At 72.7% G+C, this 19551-nt stretch carries 22 protein-coding genes, 1 tRNA gene and 2 pseudogenes; 9 read left to right on the top strand and 16 right to left on the bottom strand.

Annotated features, from left to right (window positions below):
* The 8 genes and pseudogenes from KPL57_RS68490 to KPL57_RS57935 form a co-directional block, all read right to left on the bottom strand.
* On the bottom strand, nucleotides 1-443 hold a 443-nt coding region (locus KPL57_RS68490; RefSeq protein WP_264199876.1), incomplete at its 3' end, for an ISAs1 family transposase.
* A complete protein-coding gene (locus KPL57_RS68485) occupies nucleotides 367-903 on the bottom strand; it encodes an ISAs1 family transposase (RefSeq protein WP_264199875.1) in 537 nt (178 codons plus the stop codon). The genes KPL57_RS68485 and KPL57_RS68490, both read right to left, overlap by 77 nt.
* Nucleotides 896-1021, bottom strand: a pseudogene (locus KPL57_RS73250) (transposase family protein); the annotation flags it as partial. The gene KPL57_RS68485 and the pseudogene KPL57_RS73250, both read right to left, overlap by 8 nt.
* A gap of 216 nt (nucleotides 1022-1237) precedes the next feature.
* Nucleotides 1238-1606 carry a cupin domain-containing protein gene (locus KPL57_RS57955; protein ID WP_226358597.1) on the bottom strand — a complete coding sequence of 123 codons (369 nt, stop codon included), beginning with the start codon at nucleotides 1604-1606 and terminating at the stop codon, nucleotides 1238-1240.
* A 32-nt stretch (nucleotides 1607-1638) separates the two neighbouring features.
* On the bottom strand, nucleotides 1639-2010 hold the full coding sequence (locus tag KPL57_RS57950; protein ID WP_226358596.1) for a DoxX family protein: 372 nt from the start codon (nucleotides 2008-2010) through the stop codon (nucleotides 1639-1641).
* Nucleotides 2010-2528 (bottom strand): SDR family NAD(P)-dependent oxidoreductase, encoded by a 519-nt coding sequence (locus KPL57_RS57945; RefSeq protein ID WP_226358595.1) that lies wholly within the window; start codon nucleotides 2526-2528, stop codon nucleotides 2010-2012. Before KPL57_RS57945 ends, KPL57_RS57950 begins: the two co-directional genes overlap by 1 nt.
* A gap of 138 nt (nucleotides 2529-2666) precedes the next feature.
* Entirely contained in the window at nucleotides 2667-3332 is a 666-nt protein-coding gene (locus KPL57_RS57940) for an NAD(P)-dependent oxidoreductase (protein ID WP_226358594.1), read from the bottom strand.
* 50 nt (nucleotides 3333-3382) lie between these two features.
* Nucleotides 3383-4099 carry a DsbA family protein gene (locus KPL57_RS57935; protein ID WP_226358593.1) on the bottom strand — a complete coding sequence of 239 codons (717 nt, stop codon included), beginning with the start codon at nucleotides 4097-4099 and terminating at the stop codon, nucleotides 3383-3385.
* 105 nt (nucleotides 4100-4204) lie between these two features.
* Between KPL57_RS57935 and KPL57_RS57930 the strand changes: the two genes are divergently transcribed.
* Nucleotides 4205-4618 (top strand): helix-turn-helix domain-containing protein, encoded by a 414-nt coding sequence (locus KPL57_RS57930; protein WP_308187883.1) that lies wholly within the window; start codon nucleotides 4205-4207, stop codon nucleotides 4616-4618.
* A 226-nt stretch (nucleotides 4619-4844) separates the two neighbouring features.
* Here the strand turns inward: KPL57_RS57930 and KPL57_RS57925 are convergent, their stop codons facing one another.
* Nucleotides 4845-5516 carry a TetR/AcrR family transcriptional regulator C-terminal domain-containing protein gene (locus tag KPL57_RS57925; RefSeq protein ID WP_226358591.1) on the bottom strand — a complete coding sequence of 224 codons (672 nt, stop codon included), beginning with the start codon at nucleotides 5514-5516 and terminating at the stop codon, nucleotides 4845-4847.
* A gap of 92 nt (nucleotides 5517-5608) precedes the next feature.
* Here KPL57_RS57925 and KPL57_RS57920 point away from each other — a divergent pair, with 92 nt between their 5' ends.
* On the top strand, nucleotides 5609-7222 hold the full coding sequence (locus KPL57_RS57920; RefSeq protein WP_226358590.1) for an MFS transporter: 1614 nt from the start codon (nucleotides 5609-5611) through the stop codon (nucleotides 7220-7222).
* Between the two features lie 263 nt (nucleotides 7223-7485).
* Here KPL57_RS57920 and KPL57_RS57915 read toward each other — a convergent pair.
* From KPL57_RS57915 to KPL57_RS57895, 5 genes are all read right to left on the bottom strand, one after another.
* A tRNA-Ala gene (locus KPL57_RS57915) sits at nucleotides 7486-7561 on the bottom strand.
* A 52-nt stretch (nucleotides 7562-7613) separates the two neighbouring features.
* Nucleotides 7614-8867 (bottom strand): gephyrin-like molybdotransferase receptor GlpR, encoded by a 1254-nt coding sequence (gene glpR / locus KPL57_RS71140; RefSeq protein ID WP_308187884.1) that lies wholly within the window; start codon nucleotides 8865-8867, stop codon nucleotides 7614-7616.
* 202 nt (nucleotides 8868-9069) lie between these two features.
* Complete coding sequence (locus KPL57_RS57905) at nucleotides 9070-9735, bottom strand: GNAT family N-acetyltransferase (protein ID WP_075308419.1); 666 nt, start codon at nucleotides 9733-9735, stop codon at nucleotides 9070-9072.
* A gap of 5 nt (nucleotides 9736-9740) precedes the next feature.
* A complete protein-coding gene (glp, locus tag KPL57_RS57900; RefSeq protein WP_082375558.1) occupies nucleotides 9741-10961 on the bottom strand; it encodes a gephyrin-like molybdotransferase Glp in 1221 nt (406 codons plus the stop codon).
* Nucleotides 10962-10963: 2 nt separating this feature from the next.
* On the bottom strand, nucleotides 10964-11866 hold the full coding sequence (locus KPL57_RS57895) for a UTP--glucose-1-phosphate uridylyltransferase (protein ID WP_020627027.1): 903 nt from the start codon (nucleotides 11864-11866) through the stop codon (nucleotides 10964-10966).
* Between the two features lie 36 nt (nucleotides 11867-11902).
* On the opposite strand from KPL57_RS57895, the gene KPL57_RS57890 reads away from it, so the two are divergent.
* From KPL57_RS57890 to KPL57_RS57880, 3 genes are all read left to right on the top strand, one after another.
* The gene (locus KPL57_RS57890; protein WP_226358589.1) at nucleotides 11903-12550 is read left to right on the top strand and encodes a 5-formyltetrahydrofolate cyclo-ligase; all 648 of its coding nucleotides are present in this window, start codon (nucleotides 11903-11905) and stop codon (nucleotides 12548-12550) included.
* A gap of 107 nt (nucleotides 12551-12657) precedes the next feature.
* Entirely contained in the window at nucleotides 12658-13011 is a 354-nt protein-coding gene (locus KPL57_RS57885; protein ID WP_226358588.1) for an FmdB family zinc ribbon protein, read from the top strand.
* Nucleotides 13012-13111: 100 nt separating this feature from the next.
* Nucleotides 13112-13762 (top strand): SAF domain-containing protein, encoded by a 651-nt coding sequence (locus tag KPL57_RS57880; RefSeq protein WP_226358587.1) that lies wholly within the window; start codon nucleotides 13112-13114, stop codon nucleotides 13760-13762.
* 62 nt (nucleotides 13763-13824) lie between these two features.
* On the opposite strand, the gene KPL57_RS57875 is transcribed toward KPL57_RS57880, so the two are convergent.
* On the bottom strand, nucleotides 13825-15135 hold the full coding sequence (locus tag KPL57_RS57875; protein WP_226358586.1) for an acyl-CoA dehydrogenase family protein: 1311 nt from the start codon (nucleotides 15133-15135) through the stop codon (nucleotides 13825-13827).
* 313 nt (nucleotides 15136-15448) lie between these two features.
* Between KPL57_RS57875 and KPL57_RS57870 the strand changes: the two genes are divergently transcribed.
* Nucleotides 15449-15919, top strand: coding sequence for an Rrf2 family transcriptional regulator (locus KPL57_RS57870; protein ID WP_226358585.1), 471 nt, complete (start codon nucleotides 15449-15451; stop codon nucleotides 15917-15919).
* Nucleotides 15920-15941: 22 nt separating this feature from the next.
* Nucleotides 15942-16586, top strand: a complete 645-nt coding sequence (locus KPL57_RS57865) for an acyl-CoA dehydrogenase family protein (protein ID WP_226358584.1) — start codon at nucleotides 15942-15944, stop codon at nucleotides 16584-16586.
* On the opposite strand, the pseudogene KPL57_RS57860 reads toward KPL57_RS57865, so the two are convergent.
* Nucleotides 16559-17468 (bottom strand): annotated as a pseudogene (locus KPL57_RS57860) (IS5 family transposase); the annotation flags it as partial. The gene KPL57_RS57865 and the pseudogene KPL57_RS57860 overlap by 28 nt on opposite strands.
* A 73-nt stretch (nucleotides 17469-17541) precedes the next feature.
* Here KPL57_RS57860 and KPL57_RS57855 point away from each other — a divergent pair.
* Both KPL57_RS57855 and KPL57_RS57850 read left to right on the top strand, forming a co-directional pair.
* Nucleotides 17542-18174, top strand: coding sequence for an acyl-CoA dehydrogenase family protein (locus tag KPL57_RS57855; protein WP_226358583.1), 633 nt, complete (start codon nucleotides 17542-17544; stop codon nucleotides 18172-18174).
* Nucleotides 18174-19538 carry a DNA-binding protein gene (locus KPL57_RS57850; RefSeq protein ID WP_226358582.1) on the top strand — a complete coding sequence of 455 codons (1365 nt, stop codon included), beginning with the start codon at nucleotides 18174-18176 and terminating at the stop codon, nucleotides 19536-19538. The genes KPL57_RS57855 and KPL57_RS57850 overlap by 1 nt, the downstream gene beginning before the upstream one ends.
* The last annotated feature ends 13 nt before the right edge of the window (nucleotides 19539-19551 follow it).

Genomic DNA, 19551 nt, shown 5'->3' with positions numbered 1-19551 from the left:
GCGGTGATCGCGAGGTTCCGCAACGCCGACATGACCTGCGGGGCGTGACCGGTGTGGGCGGTGGCGCGGTCTTCGTCGAAGCAGACATCACGGACCCAGTGCAGGCGATTCTCGATCGACCAGTGCCCACGGATCCAGCGGGCGAGCAGTCCTGGATCGGCGTCGGTGCTGGTCAGGCTGGTGATCGCGTAGGCGGTCTCGGTTCTCCACTTCCCGCCAGGCCGCAGTGGGCGACGCCGGCGCACCAGCTTGATCGCCTGGGATGCGTGGGGGAAGAACTCTGCGCCCAGGTCGGGACAGGGGTGCAGGCTGACCACGCTGATCGTGCGGGTCTCGACGCGGCCGTGCCCACGCCCGCGTTGACGATCAGCGACGCCGATCTGGGTCCAGGGCAGCGCCCGTACCCGTGCCAGCAGCGTGGGCTGGTTCGCTTTGATCGTCATCAGGTAGTGCCCGCCGCGTGCGGTGTAGGTAGTCGGCGTGGGCTCGCTGGGTGTGCAGAGCGTCCGCGGTGACCAGTACATCGTCGAGGTCGAGGGGGTCGAGCAGCGCGGTGAACGCGGTGATCTCGCTGCCCTTCTCTGCGACCTGAACCTGGCCGAGCACGCCACCGCTGGTCTGGTCGAGCACCGACACCAGATGCGGAAGCCAGACCCTGCCGTCGGCGGCACGGACGCGGGCGCCGCGCAGGGTCTTGCCGTCCAAGGCCAGCACGCGACGCTGTTCTCGCCGGGGTGTGCCCTCCGCCGCCGGCTGGGCGCTGAGCTGGGGCAACACCCAGGACTGCAACGCCGCCTCCAGCGCCGAGGCGTCGACCCGTTGCAGGACCCGGCGGGATGGTCGACTCGTGCGGAGCGACCGCGCCCACCCCGAGCACGTCCAGCACGGCGCGGCCGACGTCATGGGCGTACTCGGCGATCGCGGTGAACGACCGGGCCCCCGCCAACACCGCGCACGCCCCCAGTAGCAACACCGCGAGGACACCGTGGCGGACACCGCGTGGTTTCCGCGGGTCCGGCACTCGCGACAGGGCCTCCACCAGCGACAACCCCGCCGCCTCACCGACCGGCGCGGCTCTCCCCGCGTCAGGACCGACCTCCAGGCCTTCCAGAGCAGCAACGATCGGAGACACTGACACTGCGGACACAGGCTTCCTGACGTGAGCAAGGATTCGACACCCTCATGATCACGCCAAGCCTGTGTCCGCACCCACCCCCACCCCCCACATCACCGCAGCTCAGGACCCACCCATCACGACTTTGCCGGGGCCCTGCTCCCCCAGCGGCTTGATCGCATGGGGAACCCCCGCCGGCAGGAACATGAAGCTGCCCGGGCCGACCTCGTGCTGCTCGTCGTCGAAGGTCACCCGGAGCGTGCCGTCCAACAGGAAGAAGAGTTCGTCGGCGGTCTCATGGATGTGGAGTGGGAGTTCGTGACCCACCGACACCTCGAGGACCGAGTACTGGCCGTCGGTGTGAGCGGCGCCCGCCTTGAGCAGGTAGAGCGGTGCGATGTCGACGCGGGTCTCCAGGGCCTCGCCCGGTCCGAGCTTGATGAACCGAGCCTTCTTCGAGGATCGATCGGCGTCGACCTGTCCGGCATTCATCCAGGGAACTCTCTTTCTCGTGACGGGCGGCTTCAGAGGCCGTACGGGCCGAAGCGGCCCCAGGCCACCAGGACGGCGAGGACCAGCAGGACGGCGTTGAAGCCGATCGCGGAGAACTCCTTCTTCCGGGCGTGGTACGTCGCGGCGAGCAGCATCGTCGCTCCGAGGCCGACGGCGGCCAGTGGCGTCAGCACGGTGGCGATACCGGTGGCCGCGGGCAGGATCAGCCCGAGGGCGCCGGCGAGTTCCACGATGCCGATGAAGCGGACGGTGCCGGCCGAGAAGTCGGCCACCCAGGGCAGCTTCTCGACGAGCTTGTCCTTGGACTGCGCGACCTTCATGACACCGGCCATGGCGAACATGCCGGCCAGTACGACCTGCACGATCCACAGGAAGACGTTCATCAGCGGTGGACTCCTTCGGGGAGAGGGGAAGAGCCGGGACGGGGCGGAGCGGGCTGCGCCCCGAGGAGGCTGCCGCCGGTGGCGTCGAGGGCGGCTCCGGTGATCCAGCGCGCCCGGTCGGTGGCGAGGAAGAAGGGGGCCTTGGCGTTGACCGCGAAGATCTCGTCGATCTGCTCGGCGGGCACCTGTTCCGGGGCGCTGCCGGCGGGCGTCGTCGCGGCGGCGTTGTTCACCAGGATGTCCAGGACGGCCTCCCCGGTGTGGTCGCGCTGTCCTGCCTCCAGCTGGTGGAGGAGCTGGTCGACGGCGCCGGGCGTGCCCAGCTCCGCGCCGACGGCGAAGGCCCGGCCGCCCTCCTTCTCGATGAGGTCGACGGTCTGCTCGGCGGCCTGCTCGTCGCGTCCGTAGTGCACGGCGGCCAGGGCCCCCTCGCGGGCGAGGCCGAGCGCGATGGCCCGGCCGATGCTGCGGCTGGATCCGGTGACGAGGGCGGTCTTGCCGCTGAGTGTGCTGGTCATGCTGGTGTCCTCGCGCTCCTCGGGAGGTGGGGTGCCGGTTGCTGTCAGGTCACTCCGGTCCGGCGTCGCGATCGACGGACGGCGCATCCGAGCTCGGAGCGCTGTTGCGCATGAGGCGGATGCGGATCACGGAGTGGGTCAGCGGCGTGCGTTCCAGACCAGGGGCGCCTGGCGGATCCAGGCGTCGTCCTCGACGGTCTGGACGAGGAACCGGGCGAGGTCGGCGCGGTTGATCGTCGTGCCGGGCTTCTCGGTGCCGGCCTCGGCCGCTCGCACGGGACCGGAGGCGGGCTTGTCGGTCAGGGCGACGGCGCGAGCCAGGGTCCAGTCGACGTCGGACGAGGCGCGCACGACCTGGTCGACGCCGGTGTGGTCGTCGAAGCCCACCTTGACGTTCGACAGCGTGATGAACGCCTTGACCAGCGGGTTGAGCCGAGCCCAGTCGTCGCCCGCGCCCTGGGTGGAGGTCAACACGATGCGGCGGATGCCCTGCTCGCCCATGACGGTGAGGGTGTCGCGGGCGGCGTCGGCCATGAACGTCGGCGGGCTGACCGGCTTGGCCCACGGGTTGTCGGACGCGCGGGCGTTGTTCAGCACGCTGATCACCGCCTCGGTGCCTTTCGCGGCCCGGCGGATGTCGTCGATGTTCGCGGGGGTGCCCTGGACCAGCTCGACGCCGGCCGGCGCCCGCACCGCGTCGGGGTTGCGGACCAGCGCGCGGACGAGGTGGCCGCGCCGGGCCGCATGCTCCAGCACGTGGGCGCCGGTGCGGCCGCTGCCGCCGAGGACCAGCAGGGTGCTCATGGTGATCGCAGTGCCTTTCGAGGAGTGCAGGGGTGAGTTCAGGGGGTGGATCAGGCGCGCTCGGGGACGGCGCAGCCGTTCGGTCCGCAGACCGGGGCATCGCCGCCGGCGGTGGCGAGGGTCAGGGGGGGGCTGTCGTCCCAGGCCGTGCGCAGCAGCTCGAGGAGGCTGTCGCTGTCCTGGGCGCCGGGCACGCCGTAGCGGCCGTCGACGACGATGAACGGCGCACCGGCCGCCCCCAGGCGCTGGGCGCGGGCCGCGTCGTCGCGGACCTGCCGGCGGTAGCGGCGGTCGGTCAGGGCCTGGCGGGTCTGCTCGCGGTCCAGGCCGAGCTCGTCGGACAGACCCAGCAGGTCCTCCGGGGAGAAGACCGGCTCGGCCCTGCCGAAGTAGGTCCCGAAGATCAGGTCCCAGGCCTCGCGGTTGCGGCCCTGGGCGCTGGCGTGGGCGAGGAACTCGTGCGCCAGATCGGTGTTGCCGACCTCGTTGTCCAGCACCCGGTAGGGGGTCAGGCCCTCGCTCTCGGCGAGCTTCTCGATCCGCCGGGTCGAGGCCTCGGCCCGGTCGCCGCCGATACCGTGCTGGCGGAGCAGGGCCTCACGGACGGAGAAGGTGCGCCCCTCCGGGAAGCTGCCGCTGAGCGGGAACGAGTGGTGGACCAGGTCCACCTCGTCCGAGTGCTCGAACCGCTCGACGGCCCTGGCCACCCGGTGGTTCCCCAGCCCGCACCACGGGCAGGTCACCTCGGACCAGATCTCCACCTTCATCACGCGCCTCCATTACTTACGACTTGTGCGTAACGCCATGATGGACCAGCATGGGAGGCGATACAAAAGGCACATCGGTGTGCGTGCCGGAGAGGAATGTGCGTCATGGAGACGACCGCGGAACGAGAGACGGCAGCAGGAGCGGCGGCGATCGGGCCGTGTGCGGCCATTCCTGCCGAACACATGGACTTCATCCGCCAGACCCTCGACCGCGTCGGCGACAAGTGGAGCCTGCTGATCATCGCGGTCCTGCAGTCAGGACCACTGCGCTACACCGACCTGCAACGACAGGTCCCCGGCATCTCCCAGCGCATGCTCACCCTCACCCTGCGCCAGCTCCACCAGGACGGCCTGATCACCCGCACCGCCTACGCCGAGGTCCCCCCGCGCGTCGAGTACGCCCTCGCCCCGCTGGGGCACGGCCTCCACGAGATCGTCACCTCCCTGATCGGTTGGGCTGCCGACCACCACGACGAGATCCGTGCCAACCGCGAACGCGCCGCGGCGGCCGGACGATGAAGAAGCCTGCGTTCGCCGGCGTCGCGACGATCCGCGAAGCCAGCAGCCCGGTGAAGCTGTCGGCGTTACCGGCGGCCTCGCCATGGAGGCCATCGGTGCGCTGGGCACGGCCATCGTCAGTACGGTGCCGGCGCTTCTCGCCGTCGCGCTGCGGTGGGCTGCCTCGCTGATCCGATGCGGGCCGTGGGCGGCACGGCCGGCCATGCAGATGAACGTCAGACGCCGGTCAGCTCGCCGGCGGCACACCCTGACCGTGGTGTTCGAGGCGGGCTTGGAGCCCGTCGAGCAGGGTGCGGAGTCCGAACTCGAAGCTGGCGTCGTTGACGTCGGCCGGGTCAGCGCCGGCGAGGGCGATGTAGCGCTCCAGGAGCAGTGGGTGGTCGGCGAGGTCGGCCTTGACCTGCTCGACCAGCTCGGCCGCATCCGCTGACTCGCTGCCGGGCGGCGGGGTCCGCCCCCAGGCGTCACCGACGACGTAGGAGAACACGGTCGCACCGGCCCAGTCGAGGTCGAATCCGGCGAAGCCGGCCTGGTGGCAGACCTGGAGCAGGTGGTCCTGGAACCGCACGATGCCTGGTCCGTGGATGCGGGGATTGGCACTGAATGCTGCGGTCAGCCAGGGGTGGCCGGTGAACAGTCCGCGCAGTTCGCGGGCGGTGGCGGCAAGCCGACCCCGCCACGACTCGTCGCCGCTGGTCAGTTCGAGCTCGGCGAAGACCGTGTCGACGGCGAGACCGACGAGGTTGTCCATGTTGCCGACGTGCCAATACATCGCGTTCGCCGAGGCGTTCAGGACCGTGCCGAGTCGCCGAGTACTCAGCGCGTCGAGACCTTCGGCGTCCAGAAGGGCGACGGCGGCGGCAATGACGCGCTGCCGGTCGAGTCGTTCGGTGGCCACGAGCCCTACCCTACGAACCTTCTTGTGCACTGCGCAAGTCTCTTGTACGGTGCGCAAGTCAAACTTGCGCAGTGCACAAGGAAGGAACCGCGATGACGGCTTCACCCGACCACGACAGCCCATCGACCGCTCCCGCAGCAGTGAGCAGGCGTTCGTGGCTGACACTGCTGGCGGTCGCGCTAGGGATCATGGTGATCCAGCTCGACGGCACGATCGTCTCCGTCGCCAACCCCGCGATCGCCGCGGATCTGGAAGCCAGCCCGACTCAGATCCAGTGGGTCACCACCGGCTACCTGCTGGTCTTCGCCGGTCTGCTGATCCCCGCGGGCACGGTGGCCGACCGGCTCGGGCACAAGCGGGTCTTCCTCATCGGCGTCGGCGGCTTCACCCTTGCCTCACTGTTGTGCGGGGTGTCGGTGAGCGTGGAGATGCTGATCGCCGGGCGCGTCCTACAAGCGGTCTTCGCCGCCGCGATCGGCCCGGCCGGACTCGCGCTGATCCGCACCGCGTTCCCCGCCGGCGCGCTGTCTCGTGCACTCGGCGTCTTCGGCGCGGTCACCGCTGCCGCCCTTGCGTCGGGTCCGCTCCTGGGTGGGGCGCTGATGGCGCTGGGTAGCTGGCACCTGGTGTTCTTGGTCAACCTGCCCTTCGGGCTGTTGGCCGTGCTGGTGGGCGCTCGGGTGCTGCAGCACTCACCGCCGCAGTCCCGCGAGCGGCTCGACCTCGCCGGAGCCGTCACCCTGGTGGCCTCGATGGTCGCTGTCATCTGGGGCATTACCGCCATCCAGGAGAACGGCTGGACGGCGGGCACCATCGGCTTCCTGGTCGCCGGGCTCGTCCTGCTGGCGGGCTTCATCCTCATCGCGGCCCGGGTGCGCCGCCCGATGGTGCCCCTGGCGCTGTTCCGCGACCGGACCTTCGCCATCGGGTGCGTGCTCAGTGTGGTGACCATGTTCGTGTTCTTCGCGATCATGTTCTACCTGACGTTCTTCTTCCAGGGCCTCCAAGGTAGGACGGCCATCGCGACCGGCCTGGCGATGCTGCCGCTGACCGCGATCTTCACCATCGCCTCGCCCCTGGCCGGATGGACCACCGAACGCCTCGGCAGCCGCGGCACGGTCCTCATCGGAGCCGGCACCATCACCGCATCACTGCTCATCCTGCTCGGCCTCGACACCGACTCCTCGGTGCTGTCGCTGGCACCCGCACTGCTGCTGGCCGGCGCCGGCGCCGGGTTCCTGCTGGTCCCGGCCATCAACCTCGTCGTCGGCAGCGCCCCCGAGGCGCAGTCCGGTGTCGCCTCCGGGATCCAACAAGCCACCCAACAGCTCGGCGGCACCCTGGGCATCGCCGTGTTCGGGAGCATCATCTCCAGCATCGTCGCCCAGACCTTCGCCCAAGCCGTCCGGGCGACCAGCGCACCCGCCGAACTCGTCGGTGACCTCGGTGCCGACGCCGGCCTGCACGAGAGCGTCGCGCTCGGGTTTCCCGCCGGAACCCAGGAACAGCTCCGCGAGCAACTCGGCGGTCCCCTCGCCGGCGAGGTCATCCACGCGGCGCACCTGACGTTCCTGAACGCCCTCGACACGGTCTTCACCGTCGCCATCGTCACGGTGCTCGCCGCCGCCGCGCTGTCGCTGTTCATCAAGACCCCGCGCGCGAGTCAGTCCGCCGGAGCTGAGGCGACGACGTCCCGGACTCGATGACACCCCCTCATGGCCCGCTCGCCGAAACGGTCCACTCCGAGCCGGCGCGATCGCCGAACAAGAGAGCCAGGGGTACGAAATCGAACGTGACGCGCTGCGCGATGAACGCGCCAGGCTGGTGCAGGCTCGCTACGCGGGAACCGTGCCCCTCGACCGCTCGCATCCGAACAGGAGGTCCAGACCCTCGTCATCCGCCGGACAGGACAGGCGGCGGGAAGGTGGAACTCACAGCGGTGATGTCGCCGGTGTGAACAACGACCTTGTGGTGGAGCTGAGGGGAATCGAACCCCTGACCTTCTCGATGCGAACGAGACGCGCTACCAACTGCGCTACAGCCCCAGGTGTATCAGGCCCGCCCTCGCGGGCTGACCTGAAGAACCCTAACAGACCCCTACTCCCCCACCGCACGCCGGTGGGGGGTACCCGCGTCGAACTCGTCGGGCTCCTCCTCGGCGTCCACGTCGACCAGCGACGTCCCGGCCGGGACGGGCGGCGGCGGGGCCGCGGCGAGGCGCGGGAGCGACGACTCGTGCTCGGTCCCGACGGGCCCCTCGACGGTGCGTCCGCGGGCCGGGAGCACGCCCAGCGGCTCGCCGGTGCCGCGGACGCGGGTGGGCTCGCCGTCGTCGGCGGTCCAGTCGTCGTCCTCGTCGGTGACCGCGGTGTCGGGGGCGGCGGTCGCGCGGATCTCGTCGTCGGCCCGCCCGGTGGAGGCCTCGCGGCCGCGGTGGGCCCACTCGTCGAGCTCGGGGTCGTCGGCGGCCGGGGACTGCCGGGTGCCGGCCAGGCGTGCGGCACGGCGGGCTCGGATGCCCTCCTCGATCCGGACCTGGCGACGCAGGTAGGTCAGGTAGCCGACCAGGCCGACGCCGACGGCGCCGGTGACCCACCAGAACACCGTCGAGACCAGCAGCGCGGCCGCGCCGGCGGCGAGCAGCAGCACGAGCAGACCGAGGACGACGCGCTGGCGGAACGCGTACTTGGCGTGCGCGGCCGCGGCGGCGGCCTCCGGGTCGAAGCCCCCGCGGCCGGGCCGGTAGCGGGCCGGCGGGCGGGACCAGCCGTCCTCGTCGACCTCGCCGATCCCGTCGGCGTCGATCCCGTGCTCGTCGTCGGCGTCGACGAGGTCGGCGGGTGCGTGGTCCTCGTCGAACCGGGGGTCGCGCTCCCGGTCCGACCGGACCCGCTCGTCGAGGCCGGCCTCGTCGTGGTCCACGAGGTCGTGGTCGAGATCGGCGCGGTCGTCGTCGCGTTCGAGATCGGCGCGGTCGAGATCGTCATCGCGATCGTCGCGGTCGTCGAGATCGGCGCCCCCGGGCCCGCGGACCCGGCCGTCGTCGTCGATCTCGGCGTCGTCGTAGACGTCCTCGGCGTCGTCGTAGGCGTACTGGTCGGCCTCGTCGGAGCGCCCACGGGGAGCGGGGACGTCGTCCCGCGCCTCCGCCAGCTCGCCGACCGTGGTCGGACCGGATCGCTGTGTCACAAGAACCTCCGGGTGTCGATGCCGCGCGGGACGTTCCAGCACCCGCCCGGACAGCAGCGCCGGGCTGAGCCGGGCCACTTCCTGCTGGCGCCGGGCGACGGTCGGAACGAGGATCAGCAGCCAGAGCACGACCAGACCCACGAAGATCACAGAGCTGGGCACGGCTGCCTCCTCCCCGACCGGTGCAGTCCACCCGGTGGAACGGCCCCGACCCGCGCCACCACCGATCACCGTAATCGGGCGTGTGCCCGTACCCGGGCCGCGACGCGCCGTGGTCCCTCGGACGGACGGTGCGAAACCAGAGACGTGCGGTACACGTGTGACTCCGGTGAGTGATCGAACGAGGTGCGGGGGCTGCGCAGGGTCAGGACCGCGACGCGCGGCCGTGGCGCACCAGCCGGGCCGCGAAACCACCCGGCGGGACCTCCTCGGCGGTCACGGCGTAGGCGTAGTGGTCGCGCCAGGCGCCGTCGACGTCGAGGTAGCGCTGGAGCAGTCCCTCGCGGCGCAGCCCGAGCCGGGCGAGCACGGCGATGCTGGCCGCGTTCTCCGGGCGGACCGTGGCCTCGACGCGGTGCAGCCGGACCGGGCCGAAGCAGTGGTCCAGGACGAGCGCGACCGCCGCGGTGGTGATCCCGCGCCCGCCCAGCGTCGAGTCCAGCCAGTAGCCGACGTAGCCCGACAACAGCGGTTCCCGCACGACGTTGCCGACCATGACGTGCCCGGCCATCGCCCCGTCGACGGTGATCGCGAACGGCAGCGACAGCCCGCGCCGGGCGGCCCCGCGCAGCAGCCACCACCGGCCGGGCCACTCCACACCGGAGTTGCGGCGGGCCCATCCGCCGTAGGTCGTCGGCTCCCAGGGGCGCAGGAAGTGCTCGTCCCGCACCCGGATCCGGGCCCAGTCACCGCCGTCGCGCAGCCGGACCGGGCGCAGCCCCACCTCGTGCCCGCGCACCCGCAGCGGCCCGAGCACGGCGGGCCAGCCGGGGTGGCCGCCAGGCGGTTCGGGGACGACGGGCGGCGGCACTCGGCTCAGTTCCGCCCGCGGGGGACGAGCTCGACGTGCTCACCGACGGTCATCTCGGTGACGTCCTCGTCGATGACCGCCAGGGCGTTGACCTCGGACAGCACGGCCAGCAGGTGGGTACCCGACGCGCCGAGCGGCTGGGCGAGCAGCTCGCCGTCGTCGTCGGACCGCAGCAGCCGTGCCGGGATGTAGGACCGCCGCCCGGCCGGCGAGACGATCGGCGAGGTCAGCCGCGCGGTCCAGGTGCGCCGCAGCGGCTCCTGGCCCAGCGCCAGCCGGATCAGCGGCCGGACGAACACCTCGAACAGCACCAGCGCCGTCGCCGGGTGCGACGGGAACAGGAACACCGGCACGGCGTCCGGGCCGAGCCGGCCGTAGCCCTGCGCGGAACCGGGGTGCATCGCGACGCGGGTGTCGTCGATGCCGCCGAGGTCGGCCAGCCCGCTCTTGGCCTCGGCCGCGGTCGTCCCGCCGCCCGCCCCGCAGACCACGACGATCTCCGACGCCGGCAGCAGGTCCTCGACCGCACCGCGGATCTCCGCGGCGCTGCCGCCGACGGTGCGGGGCCGGTTGGTCTCCGCGCCCGCCTCACGGGCGGCGGCGACCACCGCGTGCGAGCAGACGTCGGCGACCTGCCCGGACGCCGCCGAGCGGCTCACCTCCACCAGCTCGTCGCCGACCGAGACGACCGAGACCCGCGGCCGCGGGTGCACGAGCAGCTTGTCCCGGCCCGCGGCGGCGAGCATCGCGACCTGGGCCGAGCCGACGACGTCACCCTCGCGGACGGCGACGTCGCCGGACTGGACGTCCTCCCCCACCCGGCGCACGAAGCCCGCCGACGGCACGCCGCGGCGGATCGTGAGGCGCGCGGCGCCGCCGTCGGTCCACCCCAGCGGGGCGACGGCGTCGGCGAGGGTCGGCAGCGGCGCCCCCGCCGCGACACGGACGGCCTGGCCGGGCTGCAGCCGCAGCGGCTGCCGCGACCCGGCGGCGATCTCGCCCACCACCGGCACGGTGACCGGGGAGGCGTCGCTGGCCCCGGCGACGTCGACGCTGCGCACCGCGTAGCCGTCGATCGCCGCCTGGTCGAAGACCGGCAGCGGACGCGCCGCGACGACCTCCTCGGCGCTGCGCAGCCCCTGCGCGTCGGTGATCGCGACGCGCACCGGGGCCGGGCGCACCGCCACGTCCAGGATCCGGGACAGGTGATCGGTGACCGTGCGCACTCTCAGTCCTTCAGTCGCTCGTTCAGCCAGGTCCGCAGATCCTCGCCGTACTCCGGGTGCTGCAGCATGAAGTCGACGTAGGCCCGCGCGTACCCGGCGGGGTTGCCCAGGTCGTGGCGCCCGCCGCGGTGCACGACCACGTGCACCGGGTGCCCCTCGGAGATCAGCAGCGCGACGGCGTCGGTCAGCTGCAGCTCACCGCCCGCGCCCGGGGTGATCCGGTCCAGCGCGTCGAAGATCGCGCGGTCGAGCAGGTAGCGACCGGCCGCGGCCAGGGTCGACGGCGCCTCGTCCGGGGCGGGCTTCTCGACCATCCCGTGGACCTGCTTCACGTCGTCGGCGCCGGTGTCGGAGACCTCGAAGACGCCGTAGGCCGAGATCTGCTCGCGCGGCACGTCGAAGGCGCAGAGCACGCTGCCGCCGTGCTCCTCGCGGACCTGCGCCATCCGGGCGAGGACCCCGGTCGGGAGGACCAGGTCGTCGGGCAGGAGGACGGCGACGGCCTGCTCGTCGTCGGCCAGCGCCGGGCCGGCCTGGGCGACGGCGTGGCCGAGGCCCTTCGGCTCGTACTGGTACACCGACTCGACCTCGAGCAGGCCGGGGGCGCGGCGGACCTTGTCGGCCAGCTCGCCCTTGCCCCGGCCCTCCAGGGTCTTGACCAGCTCGTCGTCGGTGCGGAAGTAGGCCGCGACCGAGTCCTTGCCCGGAGAGGTCACGACCAGCAGCCGCTGTGCGCCGGCCTCGGCGGCCTCCGCGGCGACGAGCTCGATCCCGGGCGTGTCGACGACGGGGAGCAGCTCCTTCGGCACGGCCTTGGTCGTCGGCAGGAACCGGGTGCCCAGACCCGCCGCCGGGACGACGGCGGTGCGGAAGGCCCCGGTGCCGCTGGACGTCTGCACGCTCATGGTCGGCGAGCCTAGCCACAGCTCTAGCCTGGAGCCGTGACGGCTCGCGCGGGGGACGGGGGTGGATCATCGCCTGATCAGGGTGGACGACCCGGTGAGGCCAAGCGGGCACTGCGGCGGCTGCTGCTGGCGGAGCGTCGCGGGCGCCCGGTCACCGACCGGGCCGCGGCGACCGCCGCGCTGTCGGTGCACCTGTGCGCGCTCGCCGCCGCGACGCCCGGCCCGGTGGCCTGCTACCTGCCGATCGGCACCGAACCCGGCGGGGCGGGATCGGGGGTGCCGTCACTGCCCGACGCCCTGGTCGCCGTGGGCCACGAGCTCCTCGCCCCGGTGGTGCCGGACGAGCCGGGGCCGCTGGACTGGACCGTCTACCGGGGGCCGGACGACCTGGCGCCCGGGCCGCTCGGGGTCGTCGAACCGACCGGTCCCCGGCTCGGACCCGCCGCGCTCGCGACGGCGGGCCTGGTCGTGGTGCCCGCGCTGGCCGTCGACCGGCGCGGACGACGGCTGGGCCGCGGCGGCGGCTTCTACGACCGGACGCTCGCGCTCGCCGCGCCCGGCGCCCTGCTGGTCGTCCCGCTGTACGACGGCGAGCTGCGCGACGAGGTCCCGGCCGAGGACCACGACGTGGCGGTGGGGGCGGTCGTCCTGCCCGGTGACGGGGTGGTGCATCTCTCGCCCTGACCGTGTGGACGGGTCGGCCCGCCCGTCGCCGCGGAGTATGCTGGCACTCGCTCTCGTCGAGTGCCAGCCCATGGGCGGGCACCGCCCCAGTTCGTCCGGAGGATGTTGTGCCGACCTACCAGTACGCATGCACCGCGTGTGACCACCGCTTCGAGGCGGTGCAGTCGTTCTCCGACGATGCCCTCAGCACCTGCCCGAACTGCGGCGGGAAGCTGCGCAAGGTCTTCTCCTCGGTGGGCATCGTCTTCAAGGGCAGCGGCTTCTACCGCACCGACTCCCGCTCGGGTTCGGTGAGCAGCGGGTCCTCCTCCGAGTCGGCGAAGTCCGACAGCTCCTCGTCGAGCTCGTCGTCGGACTCCTCGTCGGGTTCGTCGGGCTCCTCGTCCTCCTCCTCGGACTCGGGCAGCTCGTCGTCCTCGACGTCGTCCACCGCCTCGTCCTCGAAGGCCGCCGCCTCCTGATCCGTCCACAACCGGCCGAGTTGTCCACAGGCCGGTGGATCGGCCCGTTCTGAGCCGCGTCCCGCCCTAGCGTCGGAACCACGACGGCGGAGGGACGGTCATGGCGGAGGAGACACAGCGGGCGGACCGCCCGTGGGAGCGGTTGCTGCGGCGGCCCTCCTGGTCACGGGCGTTGCTGGCCCGCCGCGTGCTGGCCGCTGCTCTCGCGGTCGCGGCCGTGGTGGTGGCGCTGCTCCCCGCCGCGGGTGACGAGCGGGTCCCGGTGCTGGTCGCGGCGCGCGACCTCGCCCCCGGCACGGCGCTGGGCCCGGCCGACGTGGTCGTGGCCGCCTGGCCGCCCGCCCTCGCCCCCGCCGGTGCACTGACCGCGCCCGCCGCCGTGGCGGGGCGGCTGCTCGCCGGACCGGTGGCCGCGGGCGAGCCGATCGGTGAGCTGCGGCTGGTCGGGTCCGCGCTCGCCGTCGTCACCGGCGGGCCGGGCGCCTCGGCGGTGCCGCTGCGCCCGGCCGACCCGGCGGTGGCCGCACTGCTGTCCCCCGGCTCCCGGGTGGACGTCGTGGCGGGCGGCCCGGACGGCGCGCGTGTGCTGGCCGCCCGGGCCGGGGTGGTGGCGGTGCTGCCGCCCGCCACGGGGGCCGCCGGAGCGCGGGCGGACCCGGGGCCGCTGGTGCTGGTCGCGCTGCCCGAGGCGGAGGCGACCGCGGTGGCGGCGGCGACGCTGGCCGGCGAGGTCACGGTGACCCTGCGATGACCGCGGCGGCACCACGGGCCGCAGGCGTCGGGTGCCCGGCACGCGGCCGGGCACCCGGTCGGTCAGCCGGCGATCGTGCCGATCGACTCGTGCTGCTTGCCGAAGACGACCATGTCGTCGTCCATGATCGCCCGGGGGTTGAACAGCGGGTCGGCGAGGATGCCGTGCACGCGGCGGCGCTGCATGCCCATGTTGCCGCCGTCGTAGATCGGGAGCACCGCGACCTCGCGCAGCAGCTTGCCGAAGCCGTTGGCGGTCTCCAGGCTGTTGACGCCGACGATCTGCATGCACTTGTACACGCAGTCGATCATCATCTCGGTCACCTGGATCTTGTTCATCGCGCCGACCAGCTCGGCGTGCTGGTCGTGCTTGTCCAGGTAGTCGGCGGCCCGCCAGCAGAAGTAGCGCGCCATCTCGATCTTCGACGCGACGTCGCCGAGCACGTAGCCGACGTTCTGGAACTCGATGATCGGCTTCAGGGCACCCGCGGTGTTGTTGCGGGCGAAGTCCAGGGCCGTCTCGTAGGCGGTGCGGGCCATGCCCACCGCCGCGATCGCCGCCACCGGTCCGGACCAGGCGAAGTTCCGGTTGATCACGAGGTCGCCGTTGCCCTCGGCGCCGGGGAGGAGGTTCTCCACCGGGATCCGGGCGTCGGTGAACACGATCTCGGCGTTCGACGCGAGCCGGTGACCGATCTTGTCGAGGTGGCGGAAGGTGACGCCCGGCGTGCCGCCCTCCAGGATCAGCGCGGACAGTCCCTCGGTGCCGCCCACCTCGGAGTCGGTCCGGACGATGAGCGTCCCGGCGTTCACGCCGTTCTCGTCCCACCCCGCCGAGGACGGCCAGTACTTGCGCCCGTTGACGACGAAGTGGTCGCCGTCGCGGACGGCGGTGAGTCCGACGCCGGCCGGGCGCGGCAGCGGGATGTCGAAGTTCGCGGTGCCGGCCGGGTTGCCGGGCGGCTCGCTCGCGGTCCACCCGCCCAGGTAGGTGCCGGTCGGGTCGGAGGTGGCGGCCCGCAGGATGCGTTCCTTCTGCTCGTCGCTGCCGTACCAGGCGATGGGCATGAGGCCGAGGCCGTTGCAGAGCACGGTGCAGGCGAAGCCGGGGTCGACAGCGCAGATCTCCTCGGCGGCGATGACCAGGTCGACGCAGGAGACCCCTCCGCCGCCGTACTCGGCGGGCAGCATGCACATGGCGATGCCCGCCTTGTACGCCTCGACGTAGGCGCCCTTGGTCATCCGGAAGCCCTCGAGCGGGTCGGGCTCGGCGTCCGCCGCCGCGACGACCGGCTGGAGGACGTTCTCGGAGAACGCACGGACGTCGTGCTGCAGCTTGCGCTGCTCGTCGGACAAGGTGAAGTCGACAGGCATGGCGCTTCCCTTCGCATCGGGATCGGGGACGGCACCGGGCCGGAACCGGTACCCGGCGTACCGGTTCGGAACTGGCTCGGTGGCCGCCGACCATCGGGCCCGCGGCGCCGTCGACGGAAGGTCCGTGTCACGAGCGGCGCCACCCCGGTCACGTGCGGTGTCGCGACACCCTCGTGCAACGCCCGGGAGTGCCACGGCGGCGTCGACGGCACCGGTCCGAGGGCCGCCACACGAGCTTCACCTGGGGAAACACAGCGGTAACCGGTAGATCGAATACTGCTTTCATCCCCGGCGACGAGGAGCACACGCGCCCGTGAAACACACCAGCCACGCCGACTACGCCCTCCGTGTCCTCATGTACCTCCGGGTCGCCCCGGGCGGGCGGGGCTCGGTCGGCGAGATGGCCGACGCCCACCGCGTCTCCCGCCACCACCTGGAGAAGGTCGTCCAGCGGCTCGCCGCCGCCGGGCTCGTCGCGACCTCCCGCGGGCGGGGCGGCGGTGTGCGGCTGGCCGCGCGGCCGTCGTCGATCACGGTCGGGGCGGTGATGCGGGCGATGGAGAGCGACTTCGCCGTCGTCGAGTGCCTGGGGTCGGCGCGCTACTGCCGGATCGCGGGGGTGTGCGGGGCCCGGAACGTGTTCTCCGATGCGCTGGACGCCTACTTCGCGGTGCTCGACGCCGCGACCCTCGACGACATCGCGGACAACGACATCGGGCTGCGCGGAGCCCTCGAGCTCACCGGGACCGGCTTCCGCGGCCACGGGCCCGACTCCCCCCGGTGACCGGAGCCGCAGGAGGTGACCGATGGCCGTCGACTTCACGCTCTCCCGTTCCCAACGCGACCTGAAGCGCCGGGCTCGTGAGTTCGCCCGGGAGGTGCTGCGCCCGGTCGTCGAGCGGGCCGAGTCGCTGCCCGACCCGCAGGAGGCGTTCCGGGCGACCCGACCCGCCTACGAGGCCGCCTACGCCGCGGGGCTGACCACGCTGTTCCTGCCCCGCGAGCTCGGCGGCGGCGGGCTGTCCCAGGTGGACTTCCTGATCGCGGTCGAGGAGCTGTGCGCGGTCGATCCCGGCTTCGCGACGACCCTGCTGGTCAACGGCCTCGCCCTGAAGCCGCTGCTCTGGGCCGCCCCCGAGGAGCTGCGCGACCGGTGGATCCGGCGCGCCACCGGTGACCCCACCGGTCGCTTCCTGGCCGGGTGGGCGGTGAGCGAGCGGGGCGGGACCGCGAACTTCGACCACCCCGACCGGCGGGCCGGCATCCAGCTCGTCGCCACCCACGACCGCGCCCGCGGCGAGTACGTCCTGCACGGGGAGAAGCACTGGCCGTGCAACGCGGGCGGCTGGGACCTGCGGGGCGCCGACCTGAGCGTCTGCATCGTGCGGACCGACCGCACCGCGGGCGGGACCTCGGCACTGAGAGCGTGTTTGGAAATTCTAGTGGGTTGAGGGTGTCGTGTGTTTCTGCTGGCGGGTGGCGGGGTATCCACGGGCGATGCGGCGGGTGATGGTGTTGATCGCGGCCCAGCGGATCATGGCTTCGGATGTGGTGGGGTGGCGTTCGTAGTCTCGGGCCAGGCGTCGGTGTGCGGTGAGCCAGGCCAGGGTCCGTTCGACCACCCACCTTCGTGGGAGGACGGTGAATCCGCGCTGCTCGGGTGGCTTGCGGATGATCTCGATCGTTGTCTGCAGGATCGTGGCGGCCCAGTCGAGCAGTCGCCCGGCGAAGCCGGCGTCGGCGTAGACGAACCGCACCCTGGTGCGCAGGTAGAGGTTGAGCAGGATCGGCTTGGCGCCGTCGCGGTCCTGTACCGAGGCCGAGCACACCATCGTGGTCAGCAGCAGACCGAGGGTGTCGGTCACGATGAACCGTTTCCGTCCGCCTGTCTTCTTCCCGGCGTCGTAGCCGCGGGAGTCCTGGCCGACGGTGTCGGCGCCCTTGACCGACTGGGAATCGATGATCCCCGCACTCGGCTCCGGATCACGGCCCTCGGCGATACGTAACTGCCCCCGCACGACCGGGAGGATCTTCTCGGTGACCTTCTGCTGTTCCCACTGGTTGAAGTACCAGTAGACGGTCTGCCAGGGCGGGAAGTCCACCGGCAACGCCCGCCAGGCACACCCGGTCCGCACGACATACAAGATCGCGTCCAGCACGTCCCGACGAGCATGAGCAACAGGCCGCCCCCGCCGCGCGAGCGGCGGTAACAACGGCTCGATCACCACCCACTGGGCATCACTGGTGTCCGAGGGGTACCGGCGCGGTCGTTCCTGCATGCCGACCACGATGGAGCACCCCAGCCGTGTCGACCATCCCGACACACCCACCATTTCCAAACACGCTCTGAGCGCCGTCGTCGTCGAGCGGGGCACGCCGGGGCTGTCGTTCGAGGTGATCGACAAGATGGCCCACCGCACCTGCCAGAACGTGACGATGACCTTCCGCGGCGTCCGTGTCCCCGAGGAGAACGTCTTCGCCCACGGCGACGGGGACCTGCTCATCAACCGGGCCTTCACCTGGTCGGGCCCGATCGCCGGGATCGCCGCGGTCGGCGTCGCGCGGGCCGCATTCGAGTTCACGCTCAAGTGGGCGCGGACCTTCACCGGCGGCGGCTCGGCGCCGGTGATCGAGCACCAGGCGGTCGGGAACCTGCTCGCCGACGTCGCGGCGCGGATCGAGGCGGCCCGCTACCTGTGCTGGAAGGCCGCGCACTACCTGGACCGGCACGACGGGCAGGGTCAGGCGCTCGCCGGGATGTCGAAGACGTTCTGCACCGAGCTCGTCAGCCAGGTGGTGAACGACTGCATGCGGGTGGTCGGGGTGAACGCCCTGGACCGCCGGTTCCCGATGGAGCGCTTCTACCGCGAGGCCGCCGTCTTCCCCCTCTACGACGCCGGCAACCTGGCCATGCAGCGCCGTCGCACCTGGGGCGTCATGACCGACCCCGGCTACGACCCCGACGTCTTCGCCGACGGCGACCCGCTCCCCTTCACCCGATCCATGGAGGGCATCGGCACCGTTCCGGGGGTGCGCTGATGCCCGACCGGGACGGCTCATCGGCCTTCACCCGCACCCGGGACGCGTGGGAGCGCTTCGCGGCGGGCGACGAGGTGCCCGCGGACGTGCCGTTGTCGATCGCGCTGTCCTGGTTGCGCTGCCGGGACCACCACCGGCTCGACCCGCTGGCGCCGGTGCAGGCCCCCGTGCGGGACGACGTGGTCTACCGCCGGGAGCACGCCTCGGTGTTCACGATGCTCGGTGCCGTCGCGGCGGGGATCGCCGGCAGGCACGACGGGTGCGTCGCCGCGGTCACCGACGGCGACGGCCGGGTGCTGGCCTCGTGGGCGGCACGCGGCTCGAGCGAGTGCGCCCCGGCCCCGGGCAGCGTCTGGGCCGAGGCGCGGGCCGGGACCAATGGTGCCGGGACGGCGCTCGCCCACCCGCGGGCGGTCTGTGTGCGGGGGCCGGAGCACTGGAGCTCGGCACTGCACGACCACAGCTGTGTGTCGACGGCGGTGTGCGACCCGGTGCTCGGCACGGCGGTGGCGGCGCTGACCGTCTCCACCCGGGGTCACTGCCTGCCGGTCCGCCCCGACGACCTGCTCCTCGCCACCGGCCCAGCGCTCCGCGTGCTGTGCGACGCCGCGGCCCGCTCCAGCGCCGTGCTGGCGGGTGCCTTCGTCGACCTGGACCGGCGCGAACGGCGACCGCTGCTCGCGCTCGACGGCGGCGGCCGGGTCGTCGCGGCGAACTCGGCGGCCCGCCGGCGGGGCCTGCTCCCCCGCTCCGACGGCGGCCGGGCGCTCGGCCGGGCCGTCGCACCGGCGCTGATACGGGCCAGCGGGGGCGACACCTGGTCGGGGACGGTCCTCGTCGGCGCCGCGGGTGACACCGGCGGCGCCGGTGGCACCGGTGGCGCCGGCGGCGCGGACCCGCTGGTGTTCCGGCTGCGCCCGGTGCCCGGTGACGCGGGTCCGGTCGGCTTCCTCGCCGTCGCCGACGGCGCCGGGGCGGGCACCGACGACGTGCTGCCGGTCCCGGCTCCCACCCCCGCCGGGGACGCGCCGGACCGGGTCGCCGCGGTCGGACGGGGCGGACGGCTGCACCTGCTGGCCTGCGACGACGTCCGGCACGCCCGCGCCGACGGCCACGACGTCTGGCTGGTCACCGACGTCGGTGTGCTGCGGGCGGCGCACCGCGGGATCGACCGGTTGGCCCGCGAGCTGGAGCCCGCCGGGTTCCTCCGGGTGCACCGTGGACACCTGGTGAACGCCGCGCGGATCCGGAGCGTGCACCGCGGACCGGACGGCATGACGGTGGCCACCGACCGGGCCGGTGCCGAACGGATCCCGGTGTCGCGCCGCGCCGTCCCGGCGGTGCGGGCCGCGCTCGGTCTCTGAGCCGCCGGGCCCG

It is taken from the genome of Pseudonocardia sp. ICBG601, assembly GCF_020496245.1.
Note: the sequence above shows the minus strand (reverse complement) of the source record. Positions and strands in the feature narration are given on the sequence as shown.

What these genes read in the sequence shown, in the direction of transcription:
- KPL57_RS68485 (WP_264199875.1), bottom strand. Translation starts at nt 903, where the DNA reads ATGACGTCGGCCGCGCCGTGCTGGACGTGCTCGGGGTGGGCGCGGTCG.
- KPL57_RS57955 (WP_226358597.1), bottom strand. Translation starts at nt 1,606, where the DNA reads ATGAATGCCGGACAGGTCGACGCCGATCGATCCTCGAAGAAGGCTCGG.
- KPL57_RS57950 (WP_226358596.1), bottom strand. Translation starts at nt 2,010, where the DNA reads ATGAACGTCTTCCTGTGGATCGTGCAGGTCGTACTGGCCGGCATGTTC.
- KPL57_RS57945 (WP_226358595.1), bottom strand. Translation starts at nt 2,528, where the DNA reads ATGACCAGCACACTCAGCGGCAAGACCGCCCTCGTCACCGGATCCAGC.
- KPL57_RS57940 (WP_226358594.1), bottom strand. Translation starts at nt 3,332, where the DNA reads ATGAGCACCCTGCTGGTCCTCGGCGGCAGCGGCCGCACCGGCGCCCAC.
- KPL57_RS57935 (WP_226358593.1), bottom strand. Translation starts at nt 4,099, where the DNA reads ATGAAGGTGGAGATCTGGTCCGAGGTGACCTGCCCGTGGTGCGGGCTG.
- KPL57_RS57930 (WP_308187883.1), top strand. Translation starts at nt 4,205, where the DNA reads ATGGAGACGACCGCGGAACGAGAGACGGCAGCAGGAGCGGCGGCGATC.
- KPL57_RS57920 (WP_226358590.1), top strand. Translation starts at nt 5,609, where the DNA reads ATGACGGCTTCACCCGACCACGACAGCCCATCGACCGCTCCCGCAGCA.
- KPL57_RS57895 (WP_020627027.1), bottom strand. Translation starts at nt 11,866, where the DNA reads ATGAGCGTGCAGACGTCCAGCGGCACCGGGGCCTTCCGCACCGCCGTC.
- KPL57_RS57880 (WP_226358587.1), top strand. Translation starts at nt 13,112, where the DNA reads ATGGCGGAGGAGACACAGCGGGCGGACCGCCCGTGGGAGCGGTTGCTG.
- KPL57_RS57875 (WP_226358586.1), bottom strand. Translation starts at nt 15,135, where the DNA reads ATGCCTGTCGACTTCACCTTGTCCGACGAGCAGCGCAAGCTGCAGCAC.
- KPL57_RS57865 (WP_226358584.1), top strand. Translation starts at nt 15,942, where the DNA reads ATGGCCGTCGACTTCACGCTCTCCCGTTCCCAACGCGACCTGAAGCGC.
- KPL57_RS57855 (WP_226358583.1), top strand. Translation starts at nt 17,542, where the DNA reads ATGGCCCACCGCACCTGCCAGAACGTGACGATGACCTTCCGCGGCGTC.
- KPL57_RS57850 (WP_226358582.1), top strand. Translation starts at nt 18,174, where the DNA reads ATGCCCGACCGGGACGGCTCATCGGCCTTCACCCGCACCCGGGACGCG.